Origin of the sequence: Gracilibacillus pellucidus, from assembly GCF_033949965.1 — a bacterium.
Classification (GTDB): domain Bacteria; phylum Bacillota; class Bacilli; order Bacillales; family Amphibacillaceae; genus Gracilibacillus; species Gracilibacillus pellucidus.
This window is the reverse complement of record NZ_JAWZSR010000008.1, coordinates 16,705-38,872: the sequence shown is the minus strand read 5'-3', so window position 1 is coordinate 38,872 and position 22,168 is coordinate 16,705. Positions and strand designations below refer to the sequence as shown.

At 35.5% G+C, this 22,168-nt stretch carries 27 protein-coding genes; all 27 read right to left on the bottom strand.

Annotation, left to right across the window (positions count from 1 at the left end):
• Positions 1 to 6: 6 nt before the first annotated feature.
• Positions 7 to 861, bottom strand: a complete 855-nt coding sequence (locus tag SH601_RS13260; protein ID WP_319958814.1) for a MinD/ParA family protein — start codon at positions 859 to 861, stop codon at positions 7 to 9.
• Position 862: 1 nt separating this feature from the next.
• Positions 863 to 1,972 carry a flagellar biosynthesis GTPase FlhF gene (flhF, locus tag SH601_RS13255; protein ID WP_319958813.1) on the bottom strand — a complete coding sequence of 370 codons (1,110 nt, stop codon included), beginning with the start codon at positions 1,970 to 1,972 and terminating at the stop codon, positions 863 to 865.
• Positions 1,969 to 4,005, bottom strand: coding sequence for a flagellar biosynthesis protein FlhA (flhA, locus tag SH601_RS13250; protein ID WP_319958812.1), 2,037 nt, complete (start codon positions 4,003 to 4,005; stop codon positions 1,969 to 1,971). Before flhA ends, flhF begins: the two co-directional genes overlap by 4 nt.
• 33 nt (positions 4,006 to 4,038) lie before the next feature.
• Positions 4,039 to 5,118 (bottom strand): flagellar biosynthesis protein FlhB, encoded by a 1,080-nt coding sequence (flhB, locus tag SH601_RS13245; protein WP_319958811.1) that lies wholly within the window; start codon positions 5,116 to 5,118, stop codon positions 4,039 to 4,041.
• 3 nt (positions 5,119 to 5,121) lie between these two features.
• Positions 5,122 to 5,892 (bottom strand): flagellar biosynthetic protein FliR, encoded by a 771-nt coding sequence (fliR, locus tag SH601_RS13240; protein WP_319958810.1) that lies wholly within the window; start codon positions 5,890 to 5,892, stop codon positions 5,122 to 5,124.
• Between the two features lie 3 nt (positions 5,893 to 5,895).
• Complete coding sequence (fliQ, locus tag SH601_RS13235; protein WP_319958809.1) at positions 5,896 to 6,165, bottom strand: flagellar biosynthesis protein FliQ; 270 nt, start codon at positions 6,163 to 6,165, stop codon at positions 5,896 to 5,898.
• A 26-nt stretch (positions 6,166 to 6,191) separates the two neighbouring features.
• The gene (fliP, locus tag SH601_RS13230) at positions 6,192 to 6,866 is read right to left on the bottom strand and encodes a flagellar type III secretion system pore protein FliP (protein ID WP_319958937.1); all 675 of its coding nucleotides are present in this window, start codon (positions 6,864 to 6,866) and stop codon (positions 6,192 to 6,194) included.
• Positions 6,850 to 7,416 (bottom strand): flagellar biosynthetic protein FliO, encoded by a 567-nt coding sequence (locus SH601_RS13225; RefSeq protein ID WP_319958808.1) that lies wholly within the window; start codon positions 7,414 to 7,416, stop codon positions 6,850 to 6,852. Before SH601_RS13225 ends, fliP begins: the two co-directional genes overlap by 17 nt.
• Positions 7,417 to 7,510: 94 nt before the next feature.
• Complete coding sequence (locus SH601_RS13220; RefSeq protein WP_319958807.1) at positions 7,511 to 7,873, bottom strand: response regulator; 363 nt, start codon at positions 7,871 to 7,873, stop codon at positions 7,511 to 7,513.
• A gap of 21 nt (positions 7,874 to 7,894) precedes the next feature.
• Positions 7,895 to 9,067 carry a flagellar motor switch phosphatase FliY gene (gene fliY, locus SH601_RS13215; RefSeq protein ID WP_319958806.1) on the bottom strand — a complete coding sequence of 391 codons (1,173 nt, stop codon included), beginning with the start codon at positions 9,065 to 9,067 and terminating at the stop codon, positions 7,895 to 7,897.
• Between the two features lies 1 nt (position 9,068).
• The gene (gene fliM / locus SH601_RS13210) at positions 9,069 to 10,058 is read right to left on the bottom strand and encodes a flagellar motor switch protein FliM (protein ID WP_319958805.1); all 990 of its coding nucleotides are present in this window, start codon (positions 10,056 to 10,058) and stop codon (positions 9,069 to 9,071) included.
• Positions 10,059 to 10,084: 26 nt separating this feature from the next.
• Positions 10,085 to 10,501 carry a flagellar basal body-associated FliL family protein gene (locus SH601_RS13205; RefSeq protein ID WP_319958804.1) on the bottom strand — a complete coding sequence of 139 codons (417 nt, stop codon included), beginning with the start codon at positions 10,499 to 10,501 and terminating at the stop codon, positions 10,085 to 10,087.
• Positions 10,491 to 10,715, bottom strand: a complete 225-nt coding sequence (locus SH601_RS13200) for a flagellar FlbD family protein (RefSeq protein WP_319958803.1) — start codon at positions 10,713 to 10,715, stop codon at positions 10,491 to 10,493. The genes SH601_RS13205 and SH601_RS13200 overlap by 11 nt, the downstream gene beginning before the upstream one ends.
• A 42-nt stretch (positions 10,716 to 10,757) precedes the next feature.
• Positions 10,758 to 11,567, bottom strand: a complete 810-nt coding sequence (gene flgG / locus SH601_RS13195) for a flagellar basal body rod protein FlgG (protein ID WP_319958802.1) — start codon at positions 11,565 to 11,567, stop codon at positions 10,758 to 10,760.
• Positions 11,568 to 11,647: 80 nt separating this feature from the next.
• A complete protein-coding gene (locus tag SH601_RS13190) occupies positions 11,648 to 12,007 on the bottom strand; it encodes a TIGR02530 family flagellar biosynthesis protein (RefSeq protein ID WP_319958801.1) in 360 nt (119 codons plus the stop codon).
• A 14-nt stretch (positions 12,008 to 12,021) separates the two neighbouring features.
• Entirely contained in the window at positions 12,022 to 12,474 is a 453-nt protein-coding gene (flgD, locus tag SH601_RS13185; RefSeq protein ID WP_319958800.1) for a flagellar hook assembly protein FlgD, read from the bottom strand.
• Positions 12,475 to 12,484: 10 nt separating this feature from the next.
• Positions 12,485 to 14,062 (bottom strand): flagellar hook-length control protein FliK, encoded by a 1,578-nt coding sequence (locus SH601_RS13180; protein ID WP_319958799.1) that lies wholly within the window; start codon positions 14,060 to 14,062, stop codon positions 12,485 to 12,487.
• Between the two features lie 31 nt (positions 14,063 to 14,093).
• The gene (locus tag SH601_RS13175) at positions 14,094 to 14,684 is read right to left on the bottom strand and encodes a MotE family protein (protein ID WP_319958798.1); all 591 of its coding nucleotides are present in this window, start codon (positions 14,682 to 14,684) and stop codon (positions 14,094 to 14,096) included.
• 14 nt (positions 14,685 to 14,698) lie between these two features.
• Complete coding sequence (gene fliJ, locus SH601_RS13170; RefSeq protein ID WP_319958797.1) at positions 14,699 to 15,136, bottom strand: flagellar export protein FliJ; 438 nt, start codon at positions 15,134 to 15,136, stop codon at positions 14,699 to 14,701.
• Positions 15,133 to 16,452, bottom strand: a complete 1,320-nt coding sequence (gene fliI, locus SH601_RS13165) for a flagellar protein export ATPase FliI (RefSeq protein ID WP_319958796.1) — start codon at positions 16,450 to 16,452, stop codon at positions 15,133 to 15,135. Before fliI ends, fliJ begins: the two co-directional genes overlap by 4 nt.
• Positions 16,427 to 17,194, bottom strand: a complete 768-nt coding sequence (fliH, locus tag SH601_RS13160; RefSeq protein WP_319958795.1) for a flagellar assembly protein FliH — start codon at positions 17,192 to 17,194, stop codon at positions 16,427 to 16,429. The genes fliI and fliH overlap by 26 nt, the downstream gene beginning before the upstream one ends.
• Positions 17,187 to 18,197 (bottom strand): flagellar motor switch protein FliG, encoded by a 1,011-nt coding sequence (gene fliG / locus SH601_RS13155; RefSeq protein WP_319958794.1) that lies wholly within the window; start codon positions 18,195 to 18,197, stop codon positions 17,187 to 17,189. Before fliG ends, fliH begins: the two co-directional genes overlap by 8 nt.
• A gap of 13 nt (positions 18,198 to 18,210) precedes the next feature.
• Positions 18,211 to 19,821, bottom strand: a complete 1,611-nt coding sequence (gene fliF, locus SH601_RS13150; protein ID WP_319958793.1) for a flagellar basal-body MS-ring/collar protein FliF — start codon at positions 19,819 to 19,821, stop codon at positions 18,211 to 18,213.
• 46 nt (positions 19,822 to 19,867) lie between these two features.
• The gene (gene fliE / locus SH601_RS13145) at positions 19,868 to 20,167 is read right to left on the bottom strand and encodes a flagellar hook-basal body complex protein FliE (protein ID WP_319958792.1); all 300 of its coding nucleotides are present in this window, start codon (positions 20,165 to 20,167) and stop codon (positions 19,868 to 19,870) included.
• 26 nt (positions 20,168 to 20,193) lie between these two features.
• A complete protein-coding gene (gene flgC / locus SH601_RS13140; RefSeq protein WP_319958790.1) occupies positions 20,194 to 20,655 on the bottom strand; it encodes a flagellar basal body rod protein FlgC in 462 nt (153 codons plus the stop codon).
• 2 nt (positions 20,656 to 20,657) lie between these two features.
• Positions 20,658 to 21,050: a flagellar basal body rod protein FlgB gene (flgB, locus tag SH601_RS13135; protein WP_319958789.1), complete on the bottom strand. Its 393-nt coding sequence runs from the start codon at positions 21,048 to 21,050 to the stop codon at positions 20,658 to 20,660.
• A 326-nt stretch (positions 21,051 to 21,376) separates the two neighbouring features.
• A complete protein-coding gene (codY, locus tag SH601_RS13130) occupies positions 21,377 to 22,153 on the bottom strand; it encodes a GTP-sensing pleiotropic transcriptional regulator CodY (protein ID WP_319958788.1) in 777 nt (258 codons plus the stop codon).
• Positions 22,154 to 22,168: the final 15 nt, after the last annotated feature.

Sequence of the window (22,168 nt, the reverse complement as noted above, 5' to 3'; positions counted from 1 at the left end):
AGGTGTCTACCTCTCTGTTAAAAATCGTTTTAGTCTACTAAGAAAACTTGATTCTGCTACTTTCTCTCGTTTCTCTCCTAAAAACTGCTCTGTAACAATCTTGATTGCCTTAGATGCTTTAGAGTATGGATTATGCAGAATAAATGGCTTTTGTGCTAAAACTGCATCTGTGACTGCTCGGTCATCAGGAATCGTACCGAGTGGTATCAAATCATGTTGTAAAAAACGTTTCACTACATTCCGCATTCGATTCATCGTATCAACACCTTGCTTTTCATCTTTTGACCGATTAATGATTAAATGGAATTTTGTCTTTTGTTGCAATAACACATGTTTAATCATGGAATAACCATCTGTCATAGACGTTGGCTCGGGAGTTGTCACTAGAATACATTCATCAACAGCTAATATATAATGTATTGTTTCTCTCGTAACGCCTGCTCCCATATCAAAAATAATATAATCATACTCTTTCATCACAAGCTCTAATTGTTCAAGAAAATATTGTCGTCTTCCCTCATCAAGAAAGAATATATTGTCCTGACCACTTCCACCTGAAATATACGAAAGGGCATTTGGTCCTACTTCTATAATATCATATATCGACAAATTATTCTCGAACATATTGATAATTGAATAGGTAGAAGTTATGCCTAATAAAATATCGATGTTCCCCATTCCAACATCGAGGTCAAAGAGTAATACTTTTTGACCTTTTTTCGCCATAGAAATAGAGAAATTTAACGCAACATTTGATTTCCCGACACCACCTTTGCCACTTACTATCGCTATCGTTTTAGCTCGATATTTGTCATGAGAAATATGTAATTTTTCTCTTAATTTTTCCGCTTGATCCACCATCTTAATCACCAACTATTAGTTTCGCAATATGCTCGATCGAAACTTCTTCAATATCATCTGGTACATCTTGACCATTTGTCATATAGGCAATACCAATTTTGTGTTTATATACTAAGTTTAAAATGGGACCATATATAGAGGTTTCATCTTTCTTCGTTAAAATTAACTGTTTGACCGGAATCGTATTAAACTGTTGATAAATTTCCTCCATATCTTTTGCTCTAGTCGTTAAAGATAGAACAAGATAAGTATTAACTTCATCATTTAAATCAACTATTTCTCCCAGTTCTTTGATGTATTGTTCATCTCTAAAGTTTCTACCAGCTGTATCGACAAAAATATGATCATAATCTACAAATTTTTGTTTTGCCTTTTGATAGTCTTCTAAATTATATGCAATTTCAATTGGTACATCTAATATTTTGGCATATGTCTTTAACTGTTCGATAGCCGCAATACGGTAGGTATCAGTTGTAATAAAAGCAACTTTCTTTCCCCGCTCGAGAACAGTATGTGCAGCGAGTTTTGCTATTGTCGTTGTTTTCCCCACACCTGTAGGTCCTACTAAATGAATCAATTGCTTATCAAATATTTCTCCACCATATGTTCCATTATTTGCAATTCGATGCTTCATCTCAAATGCAAGTTGTTGATTCACTTTATGCTCAACAACCTCTTCATCTTTCAACCTTTGCTGAACTTGATCCATCAATTCATACGCAATATCTTGGTCTACCTCTTGATCAAGTAACCGCTCATAGGTAACTTGGAAATTAGATGTAAAAGTTTGATTAGTTGTTGTAGTTCTTTTCATCCATTGCTTCATTTCTCGAATTTCTTTTAAAACATCTTCTTGTTCAGGCGGAATTTGCTTAGCAGGAATTTCTTGCAAACTAGTAACATTACTTTTCTGTTGAATCGCTTTTTTATTTGGCAAACGCACTGGATCCATTGCTGCCAGCACTTCTAATTTCCGTTTTTTGAACAATCCTAAAAATCCGCCTTCATGAATGACTTTTGAGTTCAATATAACCGCATCAGCACCTAGTTCCTTTCGAACGGTTTGCATGATTTCTGGCATTGTTGCTCCCTTAAACTTCTTTACCTTCATGCTACATTCACCACCCCGATGCTTTGAATTTCTGCCGTTGGCTCTAACTCGTTATACGATAAGACTACTACAGTAGGATAAAAACGATCTAGCAATTGCTTAAAGTACATACGAATGGTCGGTGAACACAAGATTATAGGTGTTTCCTCTCGCAAACTCATATTCTCCACATTTTCTCCTACCGATTGAATCACTCGTTGTTGTGTGTCTGGGTCCATTGCTAAATAACTACCGTGTTCTGTTTGTTGCACATGCTCTGCAACTAATTTTTCCACTTCACCTGATACGGTAATAACTTTCAATTGTTGATTCCCTTGTAGTAGATCATTAGTAATCTGAACAGACAGTGATTGTCTCACATATTCAGTTAAGAGATCTGTATCTGTCGTCATCTTTGCGAAATCAGCAAGTGTTTCAAAAATTACTGGCAAATTCTTAATCGAAATATTCTCTCGTAATAATTTAGCTAATACTTTCTGAACATCACCAACTGCTAATGGTTCTGGTGTTACTTCCTCAACGAGAATTGGATTGGACTCTTTCAAGTAATCAATTAACTGTTGCGTTTCTTGACGACCAATTAATTGGTGCGCACTTCGTTTAATTATTTCTGTGATATGCGTAGATACAACAGACGGAGGATCTACTACCGTGTAGCCAGACATTTCTGCATCATCTCTGACATCTTCAGCTATCCATTTAGCAGGTAAACCGAATGCTGGTTCCACAGTATCGATACCTTCTAATTGATCATCTTCAATCCCTGGGCTCATCGCTAAATAATGATCAAGTAAAAGCTCACCTCGTGCAACTTCATTTCCTTTAATCTTGAGACGATATTCATTTGGATTTAACTGAATATTATCTCGAATTCTAACAACCGGAATGACAAGCCCCAATTCTATTGCAAGCTGACGCCTAATCATAACGACTCGGTCTAATAAATCTCCACCTTGATTAGAGTCTGCGAGCGGGATTAAACCATAACCAAATTCAAATTCAATTGGATCCATGTTAATCAATCCAACTACATTTTCTGGCGATTGCATATCCTCAGATGCTGATTCAACGATTTCCTCTTCTGTTGGTGTTTCGTCTGTTTGCGTTTTTCTTGACAATAAATATCCACTACCAAATAGTACAGCAGCAATCACAGTAGTAAGGAAGAAATTAATCGGAGTTAGACCTAGTAAAAAGATCGTTCCACCTGCTACATATAAAAGTGTTGGATAACGTAATAATTGTTTCGTTACGATTGCACTTAAATTCCCGTCAGTTGATGCTACTCGTGTCACAACAATTCCTGTTGCAGTGGAGATTAGTAAAGCAGGAATTTGACTTACCAATCCATCTCCGACCGTTAGGCGCATATAAACATCAATCGCTTCATTAAAACTCATACCATGCTGTACCATTCCAATAATAAGTCCAAAAATAATATTAATTAGTACGATAATAATACCAGCAATTGCATCACCTTTAACAAACTTCGTTGCACCATCCATTGAACCATAAAAATCTGATTCATTTTCAATTTTTTCTCTACGTTCTTTTGCCTGATGCTCATTAATCATTCCAGCATTTAAATCCGCATCAATACTCATTTGCTTACCAGGCATCGCATCTAATGTAAATCGTGCTGCTACCTCTGATACACGTTCACTACCTTTTGTAATAACTAAAAATTGAATGATAATTAATATGACAAACACAACAAAACCAACAAGTGGGTTGTCGCCAATTACGAATGTACCAAAAGTTTCTACAACCCCTCCTGCTTCTGCCTCAGACAAGATGGATCTTGTTGTAGATACATTCAAACCTAAACGAAATAACGTAAGTAATAACAATAAAGATGGGAATACAGAGAACTGTAGTGCCTCAGTCGTATTCATCGACACTAATATGACGATTAATGCTAGAGAAATATTGGTTAAAATAAATATACTTAATAACCACCCTGGAAGAGGGATAACTAACATAACAATTATTAAAATGACACCGATTAGAACAGAAAAATCTCTAGCTTTCATCTACTTACAACTCCTTTGTGTAACACAACAAACTTAAATCTTCTTTTGAATTCGATATACGTAGGCTAAAATTTCCGCCACAGTTTGGAAATACTCTTCAGGTATTACTTCATTAATTTCCACTTGATCATACAATGCTCTTGCTAAAGGTCGATTTTCTACCATCATTACATCATGATGTCCAGCAATATCTTTAATTCTCCTTGCTACAAAATCGACTCCTTTCGCAACAACATACGGCGCATCTGCTTTATTCTCATCATATTTAAGCGCTATTGCATAGTGAGTCGGATTCGTAATAACTACATCCGCATTTGGTACCTCACTCATCATTCGCTGCATCGCCATTTGTCTTTGCTTTTCCTTTATTTTGGACTTAATTAATGGATCACCTTCAATGTTTTTATGCTCATCTTTCACATCATTCTTTGACATTTTATTTTGCTTTTCAAAATCAAATCGTTGATAAGCATAATCAATTACCGAAATAATTAACAAACCAATTGCAGCTGCAATCCCCATTTGGATAGTCATTTGACCAAAGAAAGCTAGTGCTCCATTAACATCCTTATTTACAAGCATCATCATTTCATCACGATTCATCCATATGATAGAAAAGGTAATTACACCAACTATAGTAATCTTTAATAATGATTTCACTAGTTCAACCAAGGCTCTAACAGAAAATATCCTCTTCGCACCTTTAATGGGATCAATTTTCTCTAGTTTCATTTTTAATGGCTCTGCGGTAAAGAGAAAACCTATTTGCATTAAATTTGAGGCTAATCCTGCAACGATTGCTACAAGCATTATCGGTGCTACCGCAAGGCTTATCTTGGATAGAACATCGATAAATACGGTAAAAATTTCATCCTCTGTGACAGGATGAAAGATATATTCTGTAAACGTCTTTGTGAACATATCAGTCATCGCATTTTTTAAATAACCACCGAGCACAAGTAAAATAATAAAAACGAAAAATAATAGTATCGCTGTATTTACATCCTGACTTTTTGCTACTTGTCCTTTTTTACGTACATCTTGCCTTTTCTTTGGAGTTGCTTTTTCTGTTTTTTCACCAGCAAAATATTGCAAGTCTAATCGTAACCTCATTGTCTAAGCACCTCCAAATATATGTATCAAGCTTTCAATCGCTTCTAACGTAAATAGAAACAGCTGCTGTACAACTGCTATATAGAACGTAACAAAAATGAGCAAAACAGCAAATGCAACTAGGATTTTTAATGGCAAACCGACTACAAACACATTTAATTGCGGAACAGTCCTTGCAATAATACCTAACGCAACATCGACTAAAAATAAACAGCCAACCACGGGTATAGATAATTGAAACGCCATTAAAAACATTTGACTAAATGTCCGCAAAATAAAATCAATATTACTAAAATGGAACAAATGGTCCAACGGAAGCTCTGTAAAGCTGTACATTAATCCATTTAATAGAAGGTGATGCCCATTAACCGTTAATAGAAAAAGAATGGCAATTGTGTAAAAATATTGACCAATTAAAGGACTTTGCGCACCTGTTTGAGGATCCACTACATTTGCTATTGCAAAACCCATTTGAAAATCAATAAAACCACCAGCTATTTGGATAGCCGCTAGAATCATATAAGCGAAAAGTCCTAACAACAAACCGATAATTGCCTCTTTCATTATTAACAAGACATACATCCCATCAAATGCTAGTGTTGGGACTTCTAATGTATAAAACATAATCCATGCTAGAAAAACAGCAATTCCTATTCGTAGTTGTGCTGGTATATTCCGATAAGAGAATATTGGTACGGTCGCAAAAAACGCTGTTACTCTTACCAATATTAAAATGAATGCTGGCAAACGATTAATATCTATTAATTCAAACATATTTTATCCCACAAACTGATTGATATTTTGAAAAATATTAGAAGCGAATTCTACCATTTTAGAAAGCATCCATGGACCGAAAATAATAATACCTAGTAGAACAGCGACTATTTTCGGTATGAAAGCTAAGGTTTGTTCTTGTATTTGGGTAGTAGCTTGAAAAATACTTACTAGTAACCCAACGACTAGAGCAAGTATTAATATTGGACCTGTCACCATTAAAATGGTAAAAACCCCTTGCTCTGCTAATGAAACAACAAATTCTCCACTCACTATCAGTATCTCCTCTCAAACGTATGTCACAATGGCAAGAAGCCATCTAATAATGAATGAGTAATTAAGTACCACCCATCTACAAGGACAAACAACAATATCTTAAATGGTAAAGAAATCATTACTGGTGGTAACATCATCATCCCCATTGACATTAAAACACTCGCAACAGCCATATCAATAACTAAAAACGGGACAAAAATCATAAAGCCCATTTGAAAGGCTGTTTTCAGTTCACTAATGGCAAAAGCAGGAACTAATGTTGTCAACGGAATATCCTCAAGCGATTCTGGTTTATCTAACGCAGCATAGTTCATAAATAACGCTAGATCCTTTTCTCTTGTATGCTTGGACATAAATTCTTTCATTGGAATACTTGCATTATCATACGCTTCATCCAATGTTATTTCCTCATTAAACAATGGCTGTAGAGCTTGTTCATTTACCTCTTGAAACGTTGGAGCCATTATAAAAAATGTCATAAACAAGGCTAGTCCAACTAACACTTGATTAGGTGGCATTTGCTGTGTAGCTAGTGATGTACGAACAAACGACAATACGATAATAATTCTAGTAAAACTAGTCATCAAAATTAAAATACTAGGCGCAAGTGAAAGCACGGTTAATAAGAGTAATAGGCGAACAGATGCACTAATACTCTCTGTATCAGCACCTGAGAATGCATCAATGAGATATATCATCATTGTCTTTGCTACTTTCTTTTAATTTTTGGTATACTTTCTTTCTGCCTTCTTTCATTGCGCTTAGCTCCTTGTTAAATAAAGACATAAACTGACTCGTATCGTTCGTTTTTATTTCTTTAGGTTCTTTCTTCCATTTTGATGTTAGTTTATCAAGAGCATCTCGTTCTTCCTCTTGATTCTTCAACTTTTCAATCGTATCTGCATCTGTTATTTCCATTAATAAATCAATATTGTCTGCTACACCTACAACAAAAAAACGTTCTCCTATTTTTATCGTTTGAATAGTCTTATTAGGACCTACTGTTATGCCACCATAATTCTCTAATATTTGCTGTTTACCGAGAAATCCATTCTTTTTCTTTACCCATTTAGAAATTAAAACAATTAACGCAATAATAAACGCTAACGCTAATAATAGCTGAATAAAACTTCCGATAAAACTTGATGATTGTATCGGTGTATCTTGTTCATCTACAACGACATCTGTATCACTAACTTCGTCTTCTGATTGTATTTCATCTTGATTATCGAGCATCTCATCTACCATTGTATCTGCCTCTAATGTAAGAGGCATGACAATAGCGCATAACAAGATAAATAGGATACTCACTTGATATTTTAGGTTAATACTAAACACCTCATTAACCTATTACTTTGGAAATTGCTTCAATTACTCGGTCTGCTTGGAATGGTTTTACAATAAAATCTTTCGCTCCGGCTTGAATCGCATCAATTACCATCGCTTGTTGTCCCATTGCAGAACACATAATAATATTAGCACCTCCATTAAGGCCTAATATTTCTTTCAAAGCTGTAATACCATCTTTTTCAGGCATTGTAATATCCATTGTAACCAAATCAGGTTGAAGCTCTTTATATTTATCTACGGCTTCTTGACCATTTTCAGCCTCTCCCACTACATCATAACCATTTTTTGTTAAGATATCTTTAATCATCATTCGCATAAATGCTGCATCATCTACGATTAATACTGATTTTGCCATAAATATCATTCCTCTTTTCGTCTATTTTAATTGTTTTAATCTATCTTCTTTACTAACAATATCTGTTACTCGAACACCAAAGTTTTCATCAATTACAACGACCTCACCTTTAGCAATCAACTTTTGATTCACTAATATATCAACTGGCTCACCGGCAAGTTTATCTAATTCAACAATAGATCCAGATGATAACTCTAGTATTTCTTGGACCGTTCTTTTCGTTCTACCTAATTCAACAGTCACTTGTAATGGAATATCCATTAGTAAATCTAAATTTCTTCGTTCACTAGGTTGCATCGATACTTCATCAAAGTTAGAGAAAGCTGCTGATTGTACCTCATTATTTATTGTTGATGAATTCGCTCCAAGTTGTCTCGGTTGATGAGGCTGATGCATGCGCTCAACAGGTTGTTGACTTGGTTGCTGTGTTACAGTTGAGCTAGGTACATCATCAGATCCACTAGCATGATTAAGCGGTTCTTCAGGTGTCTCTTCTACCTTATTATCTGCATGTAGTAACTGATCAACTAACTCTTTTGCAAATGGTACAGGTAGTAACTGCATAATCTTAGAATCTATTAATGTACCAATTTGTAATTGGAAGGAAACTTTTAATAGAACATCATCATCTGATGTTAAAGCTTGCGTTTCTTCTTCCGTTACATCCATTATTGAAGTCGTTGGTGGCGAAATATCTATCTTCTTATTAAATACCGTTGACATACTAGTTGCAGCTGTCCCCATCATTTGATTCATTGCCTCTTGAACCGCACTGAGATGGATATCATTTAACTCCTGTGTTTCTGGGTTGCCATCTCCACCTAACATTAAATCTGCTATAATTGCAGCATCTTTAGATTCAAGGATAAATAAATTTGCTCCACTAAAACCCTCTGTATAGCTCACTTCAACCCCAACATATGGAATAGGAAATTCTTCATTTAATTCTCCCTTATGTAGCACACTTACTGTCGGTGTTGTTATATCGACTTTCTGATTTAATAAAGTAGATAAAGTTGTAGCAGAACTACCAAATGATATGTTTCCAATTTCACCTAAAGCATCTTCTTCTATAGATGACAAATATTCATCAGCGGAAGGAGCTACATCTACATTAGAATCATCCGTGGTATCATCAGATCCATTTAAAAGTGCATCAATCTCGTCTTGGGATAACATTCCATCATTCATCATCTTAATCCCCTCCCTTAATTTCTTCTAAAACTTGCACTGCCATTTTATGTTTTTTCTTACCTGGTTGAACAAGGAACTTTGGCTCCTGATCCACTTGTAATACTAGCGGCTGATCAATACTTCTATCTAACACAATCGTGTCATCTTTATCCAAGAATAAAAATTCTTCTAATGTAATTGATGTCTCACCTAGTAATACGGTCATATCCATATCTGATTGTTTAATATTTTCTGCAATCATCTGATATTCTTCTGGTTTTCTCTCTTTTGTCTTCTCTTGTTGCATCCAATAGTGTACAGATAATTTCGGTATAATCGGCTCTAACACGACATGTGGAATACATATATTAATCATCCCGCTACTATCACCAATCGTTGTATCCAATGAAACGACAACAACCGTTTCATTTGGAGAGACTAATTGTAAAAACTGTGGGTTCACTTCAAAATCCTCTAAAATAGGATTAATATCTGTAACAGAGCTCCATGCTTCTTGTAAATTGTCTAATGCATTCTCGAACAACTGTGACATAAGTGATGTTTCTATTTCTGTTAAATTATCAATTTTATTCACACTACTACCCGTACCACCTAACATTCTATCAAGCATCGCATAAGCAATATTAGGATTGAATTCAAAAATAATTCTTCCATCTAATGGTGCAACACTATATACATTGAGAATCGTTTTAGTGGGTATCGAGCGAATAAACTCTTCATAAGGAATTTGATCTACAGAGGCTACTCCGATATGAACATATGTCCTTAATTGACCGGAAAAATACGTTGATAGTAGTCTTGCGAAATTATCATGAATTCGCGAAATACTTCTTATTTGATCTTTCGAGAATCTCAACGCACGCTTAAAATCATATACTTTTACTCTTTTATCTTTTTCTTCTTCTATCAATTGATTGGCATCCATTTCACCAGATGATAATGCTGATAATAGGGCGTCAATCTCATTTTGTGATAGTATTTCATCTGCCATTCTCTCACCTCCATCCGGAGTTAAACCTATTGAATTACTTTGCTAATAACTAATGCATCTACCACTTTTCCATCGTTCATATACGTATTCATTGCATCTTTCATATTAGTCTCTAGTTCAGATAAATTATCTTGAAAATCTTTTGCACCTAAATGATTAGAAAGCTTAATAAATTCATTTTTCACTTGAAATTCTCTCTTTTCAATTTCTTCTAGTGCTGCTTTACTATCTGTAATAAATTGAAATTGGATAAGCACATAATTTCCATCCTCAAGATCTGTTCTAATTTCCTCCGTTGTATAGGAATAGTCAACCATATCATCCAATGTCATTGCTTTTCCATCATTGTTTGAACTAGTAATAATGAAATATAAAGTTACTGCCCCCGCTAATGTTATAACTAATAGAACCGCAACTAAAATTTTCACTAACTTAGGATTCATTCTCTTGCTCACCTACTTCTCTTTGCAATTGATACAGACCAATTTCTTTATAAAATTCTTGTACGTATTGCTTCACTAACTCTTCTGATTCCTTGACGATTAATTTCTTATTATTCGTTAGTGTAATCGTAGTATCTGGTAATGACTCGATTCTTTCTATATACATTGCATTAATCGTTAAACTTACGCCATTTAGCTTTGTTAATGTAATCATAGATTGAGAGAGTTAAGGCGAGCTTAACTCTCTACCTCCTTATTATCGTTTTAAGTTAACGAGTTCTTGTAAAATTTCATCAGATGTTGTGATAATACGTGTATTCGCTTGGAAACCACGTTGTGCTGTGATCATTTCTGTGAACTCTTCTGATAAGTCAACATTAGACATTTCTAATGCACCAGCAACCAAATTACCTACACCTTCCGGACCACCAGCTGTGAAATATTCTCCACCTTCGTTGACTTGCTGAGCGTTGACAGTAGCGCTATATAAATTAGAACCCACTTTTTCTAATCCACCAGGGTTAGAAAACAGACTTAATCCGATTTGATTGTCAGTATTCAATCCATCTTCATCATTATAATTAATCGTACCATCTGCAGTAATGCTAAGACTTCTTGCTTCATTAGGAATTTCTATTCTATCTCCATCAGTATCTAATACATAATAACCGTCTGGATTTACTAAATTACCATCGTCATCTAAATAAAAGTTACCTGCACGCGTGTAAAATTGTTCATCACCATTCTCTACAACAAAATAACCGTCCCCTTCTATTTGTACATCTAATGGACGATCAGTTGTCTGACGATTTCCTTGGGTATCAACTGTGTCAATCGCACCTATTTGTGATCCTGTACCTACTTGACGTGGATTTACCCCTCCACGCGTTCCGTCTTCTGTTGGTGCACTCGCTCCTGTTAATGGTTGGCTAAGCATATCTTGGAACATTACTCGACCTTTTTTGAAGCCTGCTGTGTTGACATTGGCAATATTATTACCAACAACATCTAATTTTGTTTGAAAACCTTTCATACCTGAGATTCCTGCATACATAGAACGTAACATTTACAAAAACTCCCCTTCTATTAATGATAATGAACTGTCGCAGTCATTTGACAGTCGACGGCCTCCCATAAGGGTCCAGCCTAATCTAATACAATTGTTCCGTTAATATTGGTGAATATTTGACTCTGCAATTCGGTCTTATCTAAAGCTGTAATTACTTTTTTATTTTGAGCGTTAACGATAAATGCCGCATTACTCATAATCACTAATGACTCTTTCACACCTTTTACCTTTGCCTCGTCTAACTTGTCATTCATGTTGTGCCAATCTTCATCACTTAGAACAATATTGCGTTCCTGCATTCGATTGGTTGCATGCTTACTTAGCTCAACCTTTTCTTGCTTTTTTAAAACATCTGCAAAAAGATTTGAATCCTTTTGCTTAGGAGTCTGCATATTAGGAACAAGTGGATGATGAAATGCATGGATTTTATTGACCATGAAAAGGACCTCCTTTATTCATCAGAAGGATTATTAATTTTAAGTACCTCATCTGTGTAGATGTTCATATCATTTTCCAATTCAATAACGGCATATCCTTGTTCTTCAGAAATTGCTACCACTTTACTCGATACGATTTCTTTTGGAGTGGCAGGCTTACCCGTTTCTTCATCAATTCGATAATAACTAGCCTCTTTGCCAATTAAATGACTATACTGAATAACAGGTGAAACCATTTGATTTTGCACCAGTTTTTCCATTGAACCTGACATATTCGTCATTTGTTCTAAAGACGAGAAAGTAGCCATTTGCGAGATAAAATCTTTATCCTCCATCGGATCTAGTGGATCTTGATTTTGTAGTTGGGTAACTAGTATTTTCAAAAATTCATCTTTTCCTAAATTATTATTCACTTCTTTCGTTTGTTTCTGATTAGCTAAGTAATAATTCGGATCAATCGTTGTCATTGTTTTTCACCTACACTTTCGCATTTACTAATAAATCCTCGAATGATAATTCATCCTGTGTATCAGCATTCGCTTGGTCATTATCTTCATGTTCTTGCTGTTGCGCGTTAGAATCTTCTGCTTGATCATCATCCAATAAGTTATCCTGCTCTACTTGTCCATAACTCTCTTGTTTTTCAATCTGTATTTGGTGTGGTGAAAATAAATGGCGTAATTGATGAAGATTACCTTCTAATAATTCCTTCGCATGCTGGGAACTTGCAATCATTTTCACTGTCATCTCACCATTAACTTGAAGTAACTTAACTGTTACCTCACCTAATTGATCTGGCTGAATTCTCAACATTAATTGGTTCGTACCATTTGAAAGCTTCATAAATTGACTATTTTTCATCACTTGTTGAAACTGATCGAGCAACTGCTTCTGCACAAGTTGTTCATCTGTATTTGTTAAAGACAAATGAATCGTATATTGTTGTACCTTAGATTGTAATGGCTGGTTAACATGGTCCATTCGCGACTGATTGACGGTGTCATTTTTATCTACCGCATTCTGTAACCAACGTTTTATGTCTACTTGCGTTACTTTCTGCGAACTACTATATTGTTGATCAATTGATTGCCTGTTCATAAAATTTGTTAATAATGTTGACCAAATATCTTTATTATTCTCACTTACGGATTCTGACAAAACTACTTGTGCTGCCAACTGTGTCTTACTGTCCAACTTCGACCACTGCTCTAAAAGTTGTAGAATTTGCTTATAATTCTGTGCTTTATTTGAATGGTCCGATATAGATACAAGTACTTGCTCTGTTTGAACGATAAGTTTATCTAGCTTTTCCTTACTAGCTTCTTGCACGTTGGATATACTTTGTAGCATTGGAATTTCCATTGGATAAATCGGCGTCGGAGCATCTGTTTGGCTATCTTCTAATGCAGTTCTTAATTTCTCCAGCACTTTATTGATCACTGTTTTATTACTATCTAATAAATGTGCTAACTCATCGATTAAAGCAGTAGAATTGGTGTCAATCAATTCAGTATCAGTATCGTTAATGATCCCTTGCAGCAATTGGCCCAACCTTTGTTTATCTTCTTCCGATAAATAAAAGGTTTCTTCTTCAACAGTCTTTTCAGTAAGAAATGCTAGTAATTCATCCAATAACTCTTCACTATTTTGTTCCACTTCTGTTTTAGCTTGAGCCATTGGATAAATTGGCATCGATGAATCTGTTTGGCTATTTTCAAACGCCACTATCAACTTCTCCATGACTTTATTGATCACTGTTTTATCACTATCTACTAAATCTGTTAATCCATTGATTAAAGCAGTAGGATCGGTATCAGCCAAGTCAATATCACTATTTTCGAATAATTCTTGCATCACTTGGCGCAATCTATTGCTATCCTCTTCTAATAATTCTTCACCATTTTGTTCAATTACTTCTACTTCAGCCTGATTCACCAGATGATCAGACATGACTAATTGAAAGAAATCATTTTTTGTGCTAGATGAAGAATTGCTTGGCGCTTGCGACTGGGACTGACTAGGGAAACTTGTTAACAAATCTATTCCTTGAAGCATACGTTCACCCCCTTTCACTCCTATATATCGGTTAATCATTTGCAAGAATATCAGCCAAATTTGCTGCTACTTCTGGATCCATCTCAGCCAAAATTTTACCTCTTTCATCCGCTTTTATTTCTCTTAATAGAGGAATCGCAACATCATTTTCCATCGTTTCAATGATTGGTGCTGCTTCTTTAGGTTTCATGGCAGCAAAGGACTTACTGATTTCTTTTACAGAATCGCTTGTAGTACCTGAAGTTTCTGTTGTTTCCTCTTCGTCTACTTCTGTTGCTTGCTCTGACATTGTTGCTACTTCTTCTTCTAATTCAGCAATAGTACTATCTTTTAGTTGATTATCAGCTTGTAATGACTCTACCTCTTCTTCTAGCATACTAATTTGATGATCTCGATCGGCTAACTGATTAGCGTGAAGCTCCTCTTCATCTGTTGTAACATATTCACTGATGAATGGTATTTTATTTAATGCTTCTTTTGTATGTTTACTCACATCAACCCCCATAACAGCCATTATGATGACTGCAATAATGCTCGCTAACAATAATGGCGCAAGGATGACAATTAACCATTGGAAGATTCCTGGTTTTTTTTCTTTATTATTCTTTGGATTGGTAGCCATTTCTTCACCTATCCTTACTTTTCTATATAATTGCGAATGGATACTTCATCCATTAACATTGATTCTTTTTTGGTTTCCTCTTGCTTAAACAGTCGTTTCTTCCGTTCAATGATTTTCGTAATCTTTTTTTCTTCTATATATTGTTCTGTTACATTCTCTTGTAGACGATTCATTTCTTTTCTCGAAACATCTACTTTCCTTTGAATGCTGATAATAGATGGCATTAAAAAATCTAAATATTGATGATAGGACTGCAATGTATTCACTGCTGATTTATCAGATAAAGATTGACGATAATTTTCTTCTACTAATTCTTTCTTTCTTAATAGATCATATAGCTGATTAGCGTTCTTTTCGAATTCTGCTGCAGCACCTTGATATTTTTGTTGAGCGACCATTTTCTCGTTTTCTCGTAACATTCTGATTTTTTCATAGCCATGTAACTGTGTCATGAAGTAATACTTCCTTTCACCAATTGCTCTAATTGTTGAAGAGCTTTATTTTCATCAGCATTTTCCTTCATATCCTGTTTGAGTACATTGATAATCTTTGGTTGGAGCTGAATTGCTTGATCGACAACTTGATTCGTTCCACGCTTATAGGCTCCTATCTGAATTAATTCTTCATTTTCATTGTAAGTAGCTAGTATGGAACGAATATTTTGAACTAAATGAAGTCTTTCTTTCGGCACAATCTCTGGCATAACCCGACTGACGGACTGTAATACATTAATAGCAGGAAATTGTCCTTTTTCAGCTAATTTACGATCTAGGATAAAATGACCATCCAAGATACCACGTGTTGTATCCGCGATTGGCTCATTAAAATCATCTCCATCAACTAATACAGTATAAAATGCCGTTATCGAGCCATGTTTACTTGTTCCGGTTCGTTCTAGCAATGTGGGTAACATCGCGAAAACGGATGGCGGATAACCTTTTGTTGTTGGAGGTTCTCCTATGGCAAGTCCAATTTCTCGTTGTGCCATCGCTACCCTTGTAACAGAGTCCATCATTAAGTTGACATTGTAGCCTAAATCACGGAAATACTCACTGATTGCTGTTGCAGTGTAAGCACCTTTGATTCTCATTAATGCGGACTGATCAGAGGTTGCTACGACAACAATCGATTTCTTTAAACCTTCTGGACCAAGCTCTCTTTCTACAAATTCTTTTACCTCTCGTCCACGTTCTCCAATAAGCGCAATCACATTAATATCAGCATTACTATTACGAGCGATCATACCTAGAAGAGTACTTTTACCTACTCCACTACCTGCAAAAATTCCAATTCGCTGTCCTTTTCCAACTGTAAGCATGGTGTCAATCGCTCTTACGCCAATCTGAATAGGTTCTTTAATTCGTGGACGCTCTAACGGATTAGGTGGTGCTTGTTCTGTTGGATATTCTTTCAAGCCTTTTGGCAAATAAGAACCATCTAGCATATTTCCAGTAGAGTCAATCACTTTACCAATTAATGATCTTCCTATTTTAACTTGTAAGGAATTTTTCGTTGCTTCGACTAAGCAGCCTGATGCAATATTACTTAAAGAGGAATAAGGCATTAATAGAACTTTCTTCTCATAGAAACCGATGACCTCAGCCATTATTTTTTCGTTCTTCTTTGTTGTATGTATATAACACACCTCGCCCATTCGTGCCTCTGGGCCTCTCGCTTCTATTAGTAACCCGACGACACGATCAACCTTACCAAACCGTTTATATGAATCCATCAGCTCTAATTCATTCAATATCATCTGTGTTTTCACGGGTAATCTCCTCCACTAGATGAAATAACTTATTTCTAATTTCCTCTAATTGACTATCAACAGAAGCATCAATTCGACCGTATGGTGATTCAATCATTATTTGTTCCTCTTGTAATTCAGGTGTTGGATAAATGGTAAACTCTGCTTGATTGTGAATAATTGCTGCGAGTTCATCTTTATGTTCCATCAGTAACGAGTAATATTTGCTTGCAACAAATAATTTAATGGTTGGATGTTCCTTCACCTGCTCAATCAATGATTGCGCAATTCCGATAAATTTATCGTTATCTTCTGCAATGGATTGCTTAATAACTTTTTCTGCTACACTCAAAGCCACATGTAAAACTGTTTCATCACTCTCAGCTATAATTTTATGGTACTCTTCTCTTGCGGTATTGAGAACATCTGTTGCTTCTGAAATAATTTGGCGAAACTCACGTAAACTGTCTTCTTTTCCCTGTTCAAAACCTTGTTGATAACCTTCTTGTTGTGCTCTTTCAATATATTGTATCTTTTCTTCTTCCCACGCTTCTCTTAATTGAGTTACCTCATCTTGAGCTGCTTGTTTTGCATGTTCTATTTGATTTAGCGTTTCTTGGTACTGCTTTTTCGCTTCTTCTAGTTGTTGATATATCGTATGTAATGATGACGTAGCAACCTCTTTAGAATCGAATGGTTCTACTGAATGTTGTTCTATCTTCCGTAATCCTATTTGCCTAGTAGGTAAGGAATGATTAGACAATAATATCATCCCCTCCGCCTCTGGCAATCACAATTTCACCGACTTCTTCTAATCTTCTAATAACAGATACAATACGAGACTGTGCTTCTTCCACATCACGCAAACGTACTGGTCCCATAAATTCCATTTCTTCTTTAAATGTTTCTGCCATTCTTTGCGACATATTATTAAAGACAATCTCTTTCACTTCATCACTAGCAACCTTCAATGATAGACGTAGATCGTCGTTCTCCACTTCTCTAATAACACGTTGAATCGCTCTGTTATCAAGCGTAACAATATCTTCGAAGACAAACATTCTTTTCTTAATTTCTTCTGCCAGCTCTGGATCATCAATTTCAAGCGTATCTAAAATCGTTCTTTCCGTACTTCTATCTACACCATTAAGCACTTCCACAACAGCTTGGATACCACCAGTCTGTGTATAATCCTGTGAAACAGTCGTAGATAGTTTTCGTTCTAGTATTTGTTCTACTTCTGCAATGATCTCAGGTGACGTAGAATCCATCACCGCAATTCTGCGTGCAATATCTGCTTGCATGTCTTGAGGCAATTCAGACAAAATTTGTGCAGATTGCTCTGAATCTAAATACGATAACACTAACGCAATGGTCTGCGGATGTTCATTTTGGATAAAATTAATTATTTGATTTGGTTCTGCCTTCCTAGCAAAATCAAATGGTTTTACTTGTAGGGAAGACGTTAACCTGGTTAAGATATCTGCCGCCTTATCTTCTCCCAGCGCTTTCTCAAGAACGGTTTTGGCATACGAAATACCGCCTTGTGAAATATAATCCTGTGCCATTGCTATTTCGTGAAACTGCTCTAAAATTTCATCTTTTTCTGTTGTTTCTACTTTCTTCACAGAGGAAATCTCTAAAGTTAGCTTTTCGATTTCCTCAGGTGTTAAATGTTTATATACTTGTGCAGAAACATCTGGACCTAGTGAGATTAATAGAATAGCAGCTTTTTGTCTTCCGTTAAGTTTATTTCTCTTTGCCATGACATTAACCCCCTTAGTCCTCTGTAATCCAGCTTCTTAATAATTTAGCAAATTCTTCTGGTTTATCTTGCGCATATTTCTCTAATTGTTTACGTCTCACCGCAGCGTCAGAATCATCTGTATGTGCAATTGGTGGAACGACTTGTTCTTGATTATCCACTTCTACAGTTTGCACTGCTTGTTCTGCCTCTTCATTTGTACTAGCTTTTCTTCTTCTTAACATCCATAACAAAATAATAATGGCTACTAATAATCCACCGCCTACAACATATACCCATGTAGGAATCCCTTGGTTAACTGTAGGAGTTTGAATGGTATCTGTTCCTTCAAATGGTTGGAAAACAATCGATACTTTGTCATCTGGTGTAATATTTTCTTCATACGTTTTATCTATGCTAGTTGATATGATGGAATCCAAGATAGAAGCAACACTTTGTTCTACATCAGCTTGTTCTTGTGCGGATAACTGTTCCATTTCTCCACTTTCTAACGTTCTCGTATTGTCAATCGCAACTTGAATACCTAAATCCCTAATTTTATATGGACTTTCTACAATATCACGTTGGATCCTATTGAATTCATTGTTGACCGATTCTTTTACTAGCTCATAGTCTCCTACATTACCATCTAAACCGGCTGGGTAGTTGGCAACTTCTCCATCTCCCACACCAGCCGCACCTTCCTCAGGCTGTGCACCTGTAAACGATTCTGTAATCGTCTCAATGCTAACTGGTAACGTATCATTATCTTCATCGACTGGTTCAATAATTTCTTCAACACGTTGTTCTTGCGTAAAATCTACATCAGCTGTAGCAGAAATTGCTACCTTGTTCATACCGATCATCGAACCTAGCATTTTTTGCACATTTCGTTCGATATCTTTTTCAATATCACCTTTAATTTGTTGTTGTGAAGTATAGGAATCTCCACTCGCAAGGGCTCTGTTATCATTTAAATCAAAATATTCAAAATGTTGATTCATAATGACAATATCATCGGTAGATAAATTAGGAATAGATTTAGCTACAAGTTGATATAAACCATTTACTTGGCTTGGTTCAAACTGATAACCTGGTGCAGTCTGAATAACGATTGACGCAGTAGATGGTTGACTTTGTTCACTTACAAATACTGGTTCTTTCGGGATATTCAGATTTACCTCTGCTCCATTAATTCCATCTATTTTTGTTATTAAATTTGCCAGCTCTGTTTGCATGGCATCTAACTTCATTACTTCAAATTCATTATCTGTTATGCCCCAAGAGCTATTCTCTGCAAAAAAGGAGTAATCAATATTTCCACTGTCAGGTATCCCTTGTGCTGCCAAATCGACTAACAATGAATCAGCCATAGCTTGAGGTACCTTTACTCCTGTACCGGCATCGGTAATTTCATAAGAAACACCGCGGGCATCTAACTCTTCTGTTATTTGACCTACTTCTTGGACAGACAAATCTTTGTAAAGTGCTACCATATCATTTCTTGTTGTGGTTAACACTGCAACAATGATAAGAATAGCGATTATTACTCCAAGTCCACCAAAAAGAAACGTCTTTTGTTTTTTGGACATTGAGGCATAATAGGTTGTTACTTTTTCCTTATACTGTTTCAATTTCTCGTTCATTTTTTGCCCCCAACAATTATTACTTTGTTTACATCAATGAATGGAATTAAACTTGCATTCTCATAATTTCGTTATATGCATCAACTGCTTTCTTTTGGACTTCAACACCAGTTTGCAAAACGATACTTGCTTTTTGTGCTGTTATCATCACATCATGTAAATCATCAATTTCTCCTTTAGCAAGTGCTTCTGTTTTCTGGTCCGAAACTTGTTGAGCATTATTTATATTTTCAATTGCACCTTGTAAACTTTGAGCAAACGCTTGTTGTGCTTCCCCGACGGTCTGTTTCTTTTGTATTGTTTGCGCAGAAGTAGGTTGTATATTTTCTAATGAATAAATATTCATCTCTTCATCCGCTCCTTCAACTATTATTATTTACCAATCTCTAATGCTTTCATTAGCATCGTCTTTGATGCATTTAAGGACGTTACATTTGCTTCATATGACCTAGTTGCGCTCATCATATCGACCATTTCTTTTAACGGGTCTACATTTGGCATTTCAACATATCCATCTGCATTCGCATCTGGATGATTAGGATTGTAGACTTGTTTAAATGGCTCAGTCTCATCTTCTATGATTCGTGATACTTTTACTCCATTACCTGACGTCTGTGTGTTATGTATGTTTTTCTGTAATATGGATGAAAAGCTATTTGTATCTTTCGGACTGAATACCGTCATCTTTCTACGATATGGTTCATATTCCCCATCTGCATTAACTGTCGCTCTCGTTGTATCAACATTTGCAATATTGGAAGAGATAGTATCCATTCTAAGTCTTTGGGCGGTCAGACCACTACCACTAGTATTCATCGCATGAAAAATGGACATACTTAATTACCTCCTCTAACAACAGTTTGCAAACTATTAAATTTACCATTCATTCTGTCGACCAATCCTTGATAATAAATTTGATTCTTTGCTAACTCTGTCATCTCTTTATCAACATCTACATTATTACCATTGTGATTGTACATCGTGTTGTTATTTGCTGTAATACGAACGTTTGATTCACCCGTAGAAAACGGAATATGTCGATTGTCCGTCCTGGTAGTTTGAAAAGAATTAGACAGTTCATTTTTCAGTACGTTATTAAAGCTTACTTTTTTCGCCTTATAATTCGGTGTATCTGCATTCGATATATTTTGCGCTATCGTTTTATTTTTAACAGATGCATATTGCAGTGAATTTTCTAATGTTTGGATTGTCCCACCAAAAAAAGACATTATTTTCCCCTCACTTTTATAGTATAAACCCTCATAAAATTAGATTTTCTATCGTATATTGTAAATTAATTAGTCAGCTATGTCTATGACTAATCGTCACATCATTACTAAAGTATTGGTATTCCCTTTTCATTTTAGGGCAAAAGACTCATTAAAATGTTGAATTTTTTGTTGTTTGTTGTCGAACTATATATTATTAAGTAAATAGTTATAGGTTTTTGTAACCGCTTTAACTTATTCGTTTATGTTGGATATGTATCTTTTTTCGTTCCCTATATTAGATCTAAAAAAGGCCCCCTCATTTTAAGAGGAGACCTTTTTTAGATTTAAATGTTTTGTTGATGTAGTTCAGCAAGGAATTTATCATTTAATACTTTGATATATGTTCCTTTCATACCTAGTGATCTTGATTCAATGACACCAGCACTTTCTAATTTTCTCAAGGCATTTACAATTACGGAACGGGTAATACCTACACGATCAGCTATCTTACTAGCAACTAATAACCCTTCATTACCTTCTAATTCTTCAAAAATATGTGCAATAGCTTCTAATTCACTATAAGATAACGAACCAATCGCCATTTGAACAACTGCTTTACTACGCGCTTCCTCTTCAATTTCTTTCGTTTTCTCATGTAATATTTCCATACCTACAACTGTTGCACCATATTCTGCTAATACTAAGTCACCTTCATCAAATGATTCAGAGAATCTACTTAGAATTAACGTACCTAATCGTTCTCCACTACCAATTATTGGGACAATTGTTGTTAAACCATTCTGAAATAACTCGCGATTTTCAACAGGGAAAGCTGTATATTCGCTGTCGATATCAAGGTTTGGTGTCGTGCTAGTGATATTAAATAAATTATCCGTATATGTTTCCGGAAATTGACGTTCTTCTAACATTTTTTTCATTCGTGAGTTTTCAATTTGTTGATTAATTGCAAAACCTAACAATTTTCCTTTACGACTAACGATAAAAACATTTGCTTCAATTACATCTCGTAGTTTTTTCGACATATCTGTGAAGTCTACTGATTTTCGTTTTGTTTTTTGTAACATCGCATTTATTTGTCTTGTCTTTTCTAATAATTGCATATTTTTTCACCATCC